Genomic DNA, 11,771 nt, shown 5'->3' with positions numbered 1-11,771 from the left:
CCTTTATCTTTTCGGCAATCGTAATCCCCTACTATCCATAAAATTGAGATAAAGCAATAAGCCATTTTACAGAAGTGATTTCCACAACTTCGTACATAATGAGAATCACCTAATCTTTCATTCACTACAATATCCATTCAACAAAAAAGGGTGCTGTCACAATTGTGACAGCACCCTTTTGGATATGGAACTAATTCTATTTTAATTGTATCAAAACAACTGACTTAGCAGGCAAATCAATGCTAAGTTTTCCATTTTTTGGTTTTTTTACCTCAAACGAATTAATCTTCACTATTTCATCTTTGCCAAAATCATTACAATCATTCATATTTTTGCTCGTAATAATCTGTCCTGATGCACTTTTAAATTCTTGTCCGGCCAATGTCAGATCGATACTTTCCTTCTTGTTTGGATTTAAATTACAAAAAGTAACAGACACAACACCATCTTTAGTCGAAGCCGAAGCATTTACCGCCGGAATTGACTTCCCGTTAAACTCGTAGTTTTCACATTTCAAATCTGTAGGAATCAAAGTAGCATCCTGATGCACACTGTACATTTTAAATACGTAGTAGGTAGGTGTTAATACCATTTCATCCTCTTTGGTTAAAATAACCGATTGCAGCACATTAACAGCCTGCGCAATATTAGCCATCGCAACACGATCGGCATGATTATTAAAAAGATTCAGATTAATCCCGGCAACCAATGCATCACGAAGTGTATTTTGCTGATACAAAAATCCTGGATTTGTACCAGGTTCAACATTAAACCAGTTTCCCCACTCATCTACAATCAATCCAATTTTTTTCTCAGGATCGTATTTGTCCATTATTTTTGAATGTTCCTGAATCAGAGTTTCCATATTCAGGGTATTTTTTAAATCAGCGAACCAACCGCTTTCGTCAAAATCAGTAGCTGATCCTTTATCTTCCCAGCTTGTTGTAAATGTATAACTATGAAGCGAAACACCTTGAACCAAATGGCGGTGGCGGGTTGTTTTCTTCATCAATACATCCATCCAATTGTAATCATCAACATTTGGTCCGCCGGCAATACGATACAAATCACCACCACAGTACGAAGCAAATCGATTATACAAATCAGCATAATACTCAGGTGTCATGTTACCACCACAACCCCAATTTTCGTTGCCTATTCCCCAAAACTTAACATTCCAAGGTTCTTCCTGTCCGTTTTTCTTTCGTAAATCGGTCATCGGACTAATGTTTTTCGAAGTAACATATTCAACCCACTCCGAAGCCTCCTGAACCGTTCCCGATCCAACATTCAAATTAATATATGGTTCCGCTTTAATCAATTTACAAAAATCAAGAAATTCATGAGTTCCGAAACTATTATCCTCAGTAACTCCTCCCCAATGAATATTCACCATTGAAGGTCTTTGCTGTCTGGGTCCGATACCGTCTTTCCAATGATATGTATCAGCAAAACAACCACCCGGCCAACGCAGCAAAGGAATCTTCATATCCAGAAGCGCACCAACTACATCTTCCCGAAATCCTTTTACATTCGGAATTTGAGAATCTTCACCAACATAAATTCCACCATAAATGCAATGCCCCAAATGTTCAGCAAAATGCCCGTAGATTTCTTTGTTAATTTTTGTTTTTGCAAGATCGGTATGAACCGTCATTGTATTTTGCCCAATCGCACTAAAGCTGATTAAGGACAAAAGCAGAATTGAATAAATTGTATTTTTTTTCATACGAAAAATATTTAATTAGATATTGGTTTTCAATTAAATAACGGGACTCCATGCATGAGATAAATTAGTTGACATATATTTCACTTACCACCTCATTTTCATCAGTCATAAAATGCTCATAAATATAATAAAAGTATTTTAGACTTTTTAATTAAAAACTGTAAAAAAGCAGGTATTACAACTCATTAATAAAGCCGGTTACAAACTCTTTAAAAAAATCTTTCTGCCTTCGTCCGGCATAGAGATATTTTTTATTTTTCATGAAATAATTACGTGTTCCTAAATTGATCCAATCCACTGAAAATTAGAAATAAGTATTTAATTTCAAACTCCAAAAAATCAGAAATCGGTCACAATACACGCAAGAATTAAAATACGGCCTAAAAAAAATAGTAGGCAAATTAAAAATATCGGAATTATATTAAACCATTACAAAGACACTCTTCTCCCCCGCATCAACCACAATAAAACATAAACGACAACAAACAACTGCTGTTTTTCAATAACACCACCAACAGTATATTTAAAAAAAATGAATATCTTGGGTAGGACAATCAACAGCGGTATTAACACAAAACCAATAATATGGACGATTTCTTTAATTTTGCTACACCAATTACCTATACGCTATTGGTACTAATTTGGTCTTACATCCTTATATTTTATGTCAGAAAAATAAAATTAGTTGGTAATTCAGACAAATTATTGAAATTACTTCTTATTGTTTTGTCGATTGATGCTTTCCGTACTCTTTTCGAAAGCATCTATTTTGGCGCCTGGTACACATCACTTTCCGAAATAATTCCAATTAAAATATTCCATTATTTAGCCCAGGCTAAAGTTGTGTTTATTCCAAAAATGATAAACCTTATTGTTGCCATTGTAATTTTAATTATTCTGATCAAAAAATGGCTGTCAGCAGAGATTGCTTCGAAGCAAAAAAATCAAAAAATAATAGTGGACCAATCAAAAAAATTACACCAAAAACACGAGGAAACTACACGTGCGAAAGAGCAGGCCATCCAAAATGAAAAATTCACTCAAATGCTTTTCAGCGAGTCTCCAATTGGTTTGGTTCTTACCAAACTTACCGGCGAATTGGTAGAGGCTAACAAAGCATATGCAAGTATCATTGGCCGCTCAATAGAAGAAACGCTAAAATTAACGCATTGGGATATTACTCCTGAGAAATATGCCTGGCAGGAAGAACTGCAATTAGCTTCGCTAAGAAATACCGGATGTTACGGACCTTACGAAAAGGAATGCATTCACAAATCGGGAAAACTAATTCCTATTCGATTGTATGGGAAAATGATTAAAAAAGATGGTCAGGAACTTATATGGTCGAGTGTCGAAGATATTACCGATAAAAAAATTGCAGAAACCCTTCTTCAGGAACAAAATGAAGAATACCTGGTTCTTAACGAAGAATATCAAGCACAAAATGAAGAATTATTATCAGCTATAGAAACAGCCGAAAAAAGTGAAAAACGGTTTAAAACGCTCCATAATGCTTCCTTTGGGGGAATTGCCATACACGACAAAGGAATGATTCTAGACTGCAATCATGGACTTGCTGCCATGTCCGGCTACTCTACTAAAGAGCTAATTGGAATGAATGGATTGTTGCTGATCGCTGAGCAGGCACGTGAGCTTGTTATGGGACATATCTTAAACGAATACGAAAACCCGTATTACAGTATTGGCTTGCGGAAAAATGGAGATGAATACCCGATAAGATTAGAAGCCCGCCAAATTCCATATGAGGGAAAAAATGTTCGGGTTGTCGAATTTAGGGACATTACAGATCAGAAAAAAACCGAATACGAACTTAAAACCGCAAAAGAAAAGGCTGAAGAAAGTGACCGGCTAAAAACTGAATTCATTAACAATATGTCACATGAAATCCGAACACCGATGAATGGAATTCTCGGATTTTCAGATTTATTAAATGAACCGAATATTACAAATGCAAAAAGACAATATTACATCCAAATCATTCAAAGCAGCGGAAATCAGTTACTCCACATTATAGATGATATTCTTGAAATTTCTGCACTTGGAACAAAACAAGTAAAACCTCAAATAGAGGAATTGTGTCTAAATGAATTCTTATCGGAATTATTCACAATATTCGAAAGAAAGGCAAAAAAAAACCAGACACCCTTATCTCTAAAGATGGGGCTTCCCAACAGCAAAAGTAACCTGCTCACCGATCCCTATAAACTGAACCGGATCGTTAGTAATTTATTGGAAAATGCATTAAAATTTACGCAAGACGGATTCATAGAACTGGGGTATACTTTGCAGGATGATACGATCGTAATATATTTGAAAGATACAGGCATTGGAATACATCCCGAAAACCAAGAACTTATTTTTGAACGATTTTCGCAGGAAGATAAAGAAGTCTCTCAAAATATTGGCGGTTTAGGCTTAGGCTTATCAATAGCCAAAGAAAACGCAGAACTTCTGGGTGGAAAAATCACTTTGGAATCGGAAAAAGGGAAAGGGGCAACATTTTATGTGAGCCTGCCCTATAATTCAATAAAACAAACCATAAGTCATACACCAAGCAGTCCTGTTCCCAATTCAGACAAAACAAGGAACTTTACCATTTTGGTTGCCGAAGACGAAAACATTAACTTCCTGTTTTTAGAGATTCTTCTTTCTGAGTTTGATGACAAATTAACAATCCTTCGCGCAAAAAATGGAAAAGAAGCCATAGAGATTTGTAAAACCAATAATCAGATTGACTTAATTCTTATGGACATTAAAATGCCTGTAATGAACGGTATCGATGCCACCAAAAAAATCAGACAATTGAAGTACGACCTACCCATTATTGCACAAACAGCATACACAACATCTCAGGAGAAAGAAGAAGCGATAGCCGCAGGCTGCAACGATTTTATTTCAAAACCAATAAAAAAAGAAAAATTACTTGCTTTAACAAGTAGTTATTTAATGCAATAAAGACTGTTCCCCGGCGAAAATAAAGATGAATACCGTGCACAAGGCGGTTATAACGAAAGATACGTGTAGGATTAATATGCCACCCTTTCAGGGCATAACAATAAATCAATTAAGGCCAATGATGCAAACGTCATCGACTATCAATTAAAAGCCTCCAACTGAACTGCACCCCAAAAGTTGTGTCTAATTTTTGGGGTTCGCCTCCAAACGAAGCTTTTTATCTCCGCTTCTCCCCTTATCAAAAACATTTAAAAAATGTTAAATTCTGCAATTTAAATAACTTGGCACATTTGACAGGCTGTAAAATAATATATTTTACTTAAGTTCGGTCGATTTTAGTTATTAGAAACATTTACACATCGGTTTACAATTGTGACAAAACCACTTACAACGGTAAAAAACACAGCACATACAACAAACCAACAAGAAGATTTGCAATGCTTACAACTAGTAAACATTGCAATTTTAGCCGACAGAGGTGTTTTCAAATTACAAATGGATTCTTTGACATTTTAATCAGTACAAATACAAGTGCAAAAAGAGCTTTTAGTTAAGGCAAAGAGCAAAACAATCGGGAATGCCTTTGCAATTTTGTCGGGACTGCCCGCCCGATTTGCTGAGAGTCATTCCGAGATTGGGCATTGCCCGCCCGATTTGCTGAGAGTCATTCCGAAGTGGGGCATTGCCCGCCCGATTTGTGGAGAGTCATTTCGAGGTGGGGCATTGTCCGCCCAAATTCGGGTGAGATTCGCCCGAAATGCGGATACTTCTCCGCTCAATAAATACAGCTAATCCCGATTAAAACCGACCCAAATTAGGATTCTGGTTCGTTTTTTTCATCCTCTCATAACCGGACAATTAATCCGGTCATACAAGCATTCATATTTTTAAAAACACTAAAAAACAATTTACATATGGCTTTAAATGATAGATTATTTAAAATTCCGGAAGCAAGTCTGCTTGAATATGCAGGGGTAGTTGCGGAAATGTACCTCAACGATTCGGATGCATTTATTGCATTCGACTCTACTTTTACTCCGGAATACGGAACAAAAATAAAAGATTCGCTGGCCGCGGTAATGGCACAAAAATCGGATCAGGTAATTATTGATGAAATGGCCGAGCACACCCAAATTGTACTCGATGCCATGGCAGACTGCAACCATTCCTACAAAACAATAGCTTATTTTGTCCGCAAAGCCTTTAAAGGCAATACCGCGGTTCAAAATCAATTTGGTTTTAACGACATTAGTAATGTAAGAGATTCGCAAGCCAAAATGGTTCTGTTTATGGAACAACATGCGAAAACCTCAGAAAGTTATCAAACCAATTTGGTAGCTGCCGGATGTTCGCAGGAATTAATCAGCCAGCTAATGAGCAAGGCCAAACAATTGAAAACAGCCAATATTGAACAGGAAATATTTAAAAAAGAGCGTGGTGTTATAACTCAGCAACGCACTCAAATACTTAACGAAGTGTATCAGTTGGTTAAACCAATAAGCGATATTGCGCAAATCATTTTTAGCGATGATGCTGCCCGCATGGCAAAATATACATTGCCAAAACCAAAATCGTCGCAAAATGCACCCGATGATTTAATCGAATCCTAAACAGAGAATACAAATTATATTTAAAAGAAAAACTCCCCTTCAGCTTGAATGCACTGAAGGGGAGTTTTTTATGAAAGGTATTCGTTCACGCAGTTATTTAGTCTTCTTCCATTCCCTGCATCATTTGCTGCATTTGGGTCATCATGTCTTTAAAAGAACTTCTCTCGAAACCAACAGCCTCGGCAGGCAAAATGAATTTTTCGACAGGAGGATTAACTTGATTGATTCGGGTAATTGCCTGGATCTCCATTTGGGCTCCATCCATTGCATCGAGGCGAAAGGTTCTTACTTCAACGGGTATTTTCCCTGCCGCTAAATCCCATTCGTCCTGTTCGTCCTCATCCATCGAAGGAAAAATTTCAGCCAGTTTTTCAGACATGCTTTTTGCTTTTTTGGCCAAACCCATACTATCGTCCGAGGCCCAGATTACCATCAGCTCCTGCTCGTCTTCCAATAAATATTCGCTGCACCGCTGTCCGTATTTAACCATCCTGCGTCCGGTTGCTGTAATTTGTTTCGCGGGTTGCGACTGTTCCTTCATTTCGGGTGGCAAGTTTGCCATCATTTTTTGCATTACTGCATCGGCATCTTTCTGAATTTCTGCCATGTCCTCAGCCGACATCTCGTAGATCTTCTTCTGCGACCATAAAACGTAGTAAATTAAGCCTTTGTTATGATTTAAAATCACGGTAGTTTTTCCGTCCTCCTGTGAGGAAGATTCCACCGCAAAGTTATCGCCGTCAATATAAATTGTTGATTTAATAATCTCGATATCCCCATACTCTTTCTGAGCCGCATCTTTTAATTTACTTTCAGGAAGCTGAAGAAAAAACCGGGCCTCATCAGCAGCATCTTCAAACTCCTTATCCGCCGGAATTAATTCATAGTTAATGGGAATCTCATATTCTATCTGTTCGATGATGTATTGTGCCTGCAATTTAATGCTGTACAAGCACACAAAACCCATCAGTAAAATCATTTTCAACTTACTCATATCAATCTCCTTTGTATTTAATTTTACAATATTTTTTTTCCTGATGAGGGCAAAAAACTACCTGCAGCCATTCTCAACAGCCTTGTAAAATTAAATCTTATTCATTGGCAAAACAAAAAAATAAATTGGTCAAAAAAACGCACCAACAGCAAGCTGATTTCAATATTAGCAGACACCTAACAATTGATATTGCTTATGTTCGAAGGCTTTTTACAAAGAAATATTACAATACCTATCTTTATTAAGTCAAGATGACATTTATTTCTGATCTGAAACGTCAAAATGACATTTACTTAGAATCCAAAGCGTCAAAATGTCAAACAAATATCCTGCCCGCACCATCAAAAAGTTTTTGCCTTAAGCACCTGATTTTATTATTTTTACAAAACTATCGCGCTCCTAATATTTTCTATTTTGGCATCTGTTTTGATCGAATTATAATGAATTGCAATTCGAATACTTTTACAAGTACGTACTTATTTATTTTTGAATAAAGAACTGTAAAATTAGGAGGATTTATCATGACACTAGTAAAAAGAAATTCAGACAATCTCTTTCCATCTTTGTTCGACAACTTCTTTTCAAGAGACTGGATGGATTGGAACAATTCGAACTTTTCGAACACCAACACAACATTACCTGCAGTAAATGTTCGCGAAAACGATAATGAATACATTATTGAAGTAGCAGCTCCAGGAATGAAAAAAAGTGATTTCAAAATCAATTTAGACAACAATCAACTTTCTATTTCTTCGGAACGAAAAGAAGAAAAGGAAAACAAAGATGGAAAATTCTCAAGAAGAGAGTTTTGTTATCAGTCGTTTCACAGATCATTTCAATTACCTATCGATCTGGTAAACGGAGATAAAATTTCAGCCAAGTACAATGATGGAATTCTTAACATCCATCTGCCCAAAAAGGAAGAAGCAAAACCAAAACCTTCAAGAATGATTTCCATTACTTAATTAACAGATGGGCAGGTTACCCCTGCCCATAAAAAACATTTTTATATCTGGCAAACAAATAATATTTATTGAGAAAAATAACAAGCGAAAAATCGGAATTTATAAAAATAACTAAAAATGAAAAAATTTGGCTTACTATTATTATCTGCAGCCATTGGGAGTGCACTCACAATAGGAAGCTTTTCACTATTACGCAGTAATGAAAAAACACTTAAAATAGAACACATTACCGGCACTCCTGTTGTTGGTGCAAGTTATACTGTAACTAAAGATGGCGTGCTTACCCCATTGCAGTTCACCGAGGTTTCGAAAAAAGTGATGGATGCGGTTGTTCACATTAAATCGACACGCATGCTGAACATTCAGCATTCGCAGGAAGTTCCCTCTCCTTTCCGTGATTTTTTTCGTGATGATATGCTAAAAGATTTTTTCGGTCCTTACTTTCATTCCAATCCTCAGGAACCACGGCAAAATACTCCATGGACACGTATTGGTTCCGGCTCGGGTGTAATTATCAATTCGGATGGTTATATCGTTACCAACAACCACATGGTTCAAGGTGCTGACGATATTGAGGTTGGTCTTCACGATAACAGAGTGTACAAGGCAAAAGTAATTGGTACCGATCCTACAACCGATTTGGCCTTAATTCAAATTAAAGAGAAAAATTTGGTTTATATTCCTTTTGTTGATTCCGACAAAATTGAAGTTGGAGAATGGGTACTTGCCGTAGGAAATCCCTTTAATTTGAATTCGACCGTTACAGCCGGAATTGTGAGTGCCAAAGGCCGGAATATCAACATCCTGCAAAGTTCAAATGCCATCGAATCGTTTATTCAGACTGATGCTGCCATCAATCCGGGCAACAGTGGAGGCGCACTTGTCGACCTTAAAGGTGGTTTGGTTGGCATCAACACAGCCATTGCCAGCCCAACAGGTTCTTATTCCGGATATGGCTTTGCCATTCCTTCGAACATTGTTAGCAAAGTGGTTGAAGACCTTATGAGCTTTGGATTTGTGCAACGTGGTTATTTGGGCATTGTAATCAGAAATGTTGATGGTAATTTAGCAAAGGAAAAAGATTTGGAGCTTAGCGAGGGTGTTTATGTTGACAGTCTTGCAGGCAACAGTGCTGCAGCCGATGCAGGCATTAAAAAAGGCGATGTTATTGTAAAAGTTGACAATGCCAATGTGAAAACAACGGCAGAATTGCTCGAAACAGTTGGGCGTCACCGTCCGGGCGATAAACTGGATCTTCATGTTAACCGAAACGGAAAAGTAAAAGATTTTACCGTTACACTAAGAAATGCAAAAGGAGACGCAGATCTTAGCAAAAAAGAGACAGATCAGGTTTTAGTTCGGTTGGGAATAGAATTGGAAGAACTTAGTGCAAAAGAGGCAAAAAAACTTGATGTATCAGGAGGATTGCGCGTTCGTAAGATAAATTCAGGGCTGATTGAACGGCAAACCTCACTCAAAGAAGGTTTCATTATTCTTCAGGTTAATGGTAAAAGCATTAACAGCCTAAGAGAATTCGAGGACTACCTAAACCGTAAAGGTGGAGGAATCATGCTATCGGGTATTTACGAAAATTACCCCGGTAGGTACTACTATGCCTTTGGATTGGATTAAATTCCAATGCTTGGCGATTGAGTAATATCAAAATATTTTCAGTCATGTTAGAACATCAGAAATTTGTTTTAAAATCGGTTTCAGATCAGGAACATTTATTTCGAAAAGAACTTCTGAAATCGTTTGAATGGTTAAACGAAAAGGAATTGTATGAGTTGTTTAATTGGTTAAAAAGTAATTCTTATTTTTCTCACAAAGATTTTATTAAGCAGGCTTTTAGTCATTTTTTAATCAAAGAAGGAGCTTAATAACAATACAAAACTTGTGAAAAAGCAAAAGATAAAGAGGCTGCATTGCGTTAAATGCAGCCTCTTTATCTGTATCATCAAATTCATTTATACTTCCACTTTCCTACTGCCACGAAGGTTAAAATCATCCAATTAGGTCGGTTGCTGATTTCATCGCCAGATTTACAACATACTATTACATGAGCGAAGTAAGCTTTTTTATCAGATATTTTATGCACAAAAAACAAAATCAACCAGCAACAATAATGCCGCAAAAAAAGGATTCTTCTCATCCAATAATTGCGGCATTACACCCTAACATTTATAAAAACCGGGCACTCTGTTAAGCCACCCTTCTCATGATTCTCATCAATTTACTTTTGCCACAATTTTACAGTTGCTTCCACATCCAAAGCTTCGGCAAGAATAGAAATCGGATGTTCTACCTTTTTTGTGGTCGACATCTCAATTTGCCACTTACAGGTTTCACAATCAGTAGCTGCAAAATCGACATCTGAGCTCTCTATCTGATCGAAGAGCGGTTTCCCTACTCCCTGCGACGTTTTGTAATTTTCTTTTTTAAAGCCATAAGTCCCCGCAATACCACAGCACCGCGATTCAAGCGATACAAAATCAATTCCCGGAATCATTTTCAGTAAGGCGGTGGAATAAATAGACCAGCCAAGCTTCTCCATGTGACAAGGAGTATGGTAAGCAATACGTTTCTTATAATCCTTCTTAAAAACCAATGTAAGCTTTCCTGAATCGATTAAACGGAACAGGAAGCGGGTAGCCAGCTCGCTTTCGTTGCGAATTTCGTCGTTCTTCACCCCCAATAAATGCGGATACTCATCGCGAATAGTGAATATACAGGTTGAGGATGTGGATATTACCGGCATATTTTTGTCTACTATCGATTTTTTAAAGGCTTCCACATTGTGACGTGCTTGTTTTGTGGCTTGTTTAATAAGACCATTTGAAATTAAAGCTACCCCGCAACATTTTTCCTTTTCGAGAAGATGAACACCATAACCTGCCGCATTCATAATTTTGATCAGGTCTTTGCCTTGTTTAGGAAAATTATAATTTACATAACAGCCATGAAAGTAGCTGACATGCTTTTTAAAATCATTCTGCTTTGATGCAGCATATCTGCGGTACCAGGTCTCGAACCTCATCCCTGCATATTTAGGAAATATACGGTGATGATCTATTTTCAGTACACCATCCATCATGAGCCGAACAGGCTTTAGAGCAACAATAGGATTCACAATAGGTGCAAACGTACTCGCCATAGTACCTACAATATCAGTATTTGCAAGAATCATATCCCTGACTTTTGGCTTTTTCTTACTGTATTTGATACGTGCCAGCTGAATAATATCTCCAATTTTCACTCCGTGCGGGCAAGCTACCTCGCAACGTTTGCAGTTGAGGCACAACTTCAATGATTCATCGTAAAAATTTTGATCCTTTAAACGTAACCGTTCTCCATCAGGGCCTGACTGCTTTGGTCCCGGATAATCCGGATTCACTTCCAGAACGGGACAATAAACGGTACAAATTGTACACTTCACACACTGTTCAAAATTATTATCGCTGCTATTGAATGGTTCAAACATTTCCTTTTTCATTGTC

8 protein-coding genes are annotated in these 11,771 nt (G+C 37.3%); 5 read left to right on the top strand and 3 right to left on the bottom strand.

Features of this window, described 5'->3' with window-relative positions; genetic code table 11:
- Positions 1-196: 196 nt before the first annotated feature.
- Positions 197-1,729, bottom strand: a complete 1,533-nt coding sequence (locus ACY0M5_RS08185) for an alpha-N-arabinofuranosidase (protein WP_156195033.1) — start codon at positions 1,727-1,729, stop codon at positions 197-199.
- A 585-nt stretch (positions 1,730-2,314) separates the two neighbouring features.
- Here ACY0M5_RS08185 and ACY0M5_RS08180 point away from each other — a divergent pair.
- Both ACY0M5_RS08180 and ACY0M5_RS08175 read left to right on the top strand, forming a co-directional pair.
- Positions 2,315-4,705 (top strand): hybrid sensor histidine kinase/response regulator, encoded by a 2,391-nt coding sequence (locus tag ACY0M5_RS08180; protein ID WP_461631413.1) that lies wholly within the window; start codon positions 2,315-2,317, stop codon positions 4,703-4,705.
- Positions 4,706-5,619: 914 nt separating this feature from the next.
- Positions 5,620-6,315: a hypothetical protein gene (locus tag ACY0M5_RS08175; protein ID WP_461631412.1), complete on the top strand. Its 696-nt coding sequence runs from the start codon at positions 5,620-5,622 to the stop codon at positions 6,313-6,315.
- Positions 6,316-6,412: 97 nt separating this feature from the next.
- Here ACY0M5_RS08175 and ACY0M5_RS08170 read toward each other — a convergent pair whose 3' ends face one another.
- Positions 6,413-7,309 (bottom strand): hypothetical protein, encoded by an 897-nt coding sequence (locus ACY0M5_RS08170; RefSeq protein WP_461631411.1) that lies wholly within the window; start codon positions 7,307-7,309, stop codon positions 6,413-6,415.
- A gap of 521 nt (positions 7,310-7,830) precedes the next feature.
- Between ACY0M5_RS08170 and ACY0M5_RS08165 the strand changes: the two genes are divergently transcribed.
- From ACY0M5_RS08165 to ACY0M5_RS08155, 3 genes are all read left to right on the top strand, one after another.
- Complete coding sequence (locus ACY0M5_RS08165; RefSeq protein ID WP_124992041.1) at positions 7,831-8,274, top strand: Hsp20/alpha crystallin family protein; 444 nt, start codon at positions 7,831-7,833, stop codon at positions 8,272-8,274.
- 117 nt (positions 8,275-8,391) lie between these two features.
- Positions 8,392-9,906, top strand: coding sequence for a Do family serine endopeptidase (locus tag ACY0M5_RS08160; protein WP_461631410.1), 1,515 nt, complete (start codon positions 8,392-8,394; stop codon positions 9,904-9,906).
- A 44-nt stretch (positions 9,907-9,950) separates the two neighbouring features.
- Positions 9,951-10,154 (top strand): hypothetical protein, encoded by a 204-nt coding sequence (locus tag ACY0M5_RS08155; protein WP_124992043.1) that lies wholly within the window; start codon positions 9,951-9,953, stop codon positions 10,152-10,154.
- Between the two features lie 353 nt (positions 10,155-10,507).
- On the opposite strand, the gene glpC is transcribed toward ACY0M5_RS08155, so the two are convergent.
- On the bottom strand, positions 10,508-11,767 hold the full coding sequence (gene glpC, locus ACY0M5_RS08150) for an anaerobic glycerol-3-phosphate dehydrogenase subunit GlpC (RefSeq protein ID WP_461631409.1): 1,260 nt from the start codon (positions 11,765-11,767) through the stop codon (positions 10,508-10,510).
- Between the last annotated feature and the right edge of the window lie 4 nt (positions 11,768-11,771).

It is taken from the genome of Labilibaculum euxinicum (assembly GCF_963678175.1).
GTDB lineage: Bacteria > Bacteroidota > Bacteroidia > Bacteroidales > Marinifilaceae > Labilibaculum > Labilibaculum euxinus.
The sequence above is the reverse complement of the archived record's forward strand: the minus strand, read 5'-3'. Positions and strand labels throughout refer to the sequence as shown.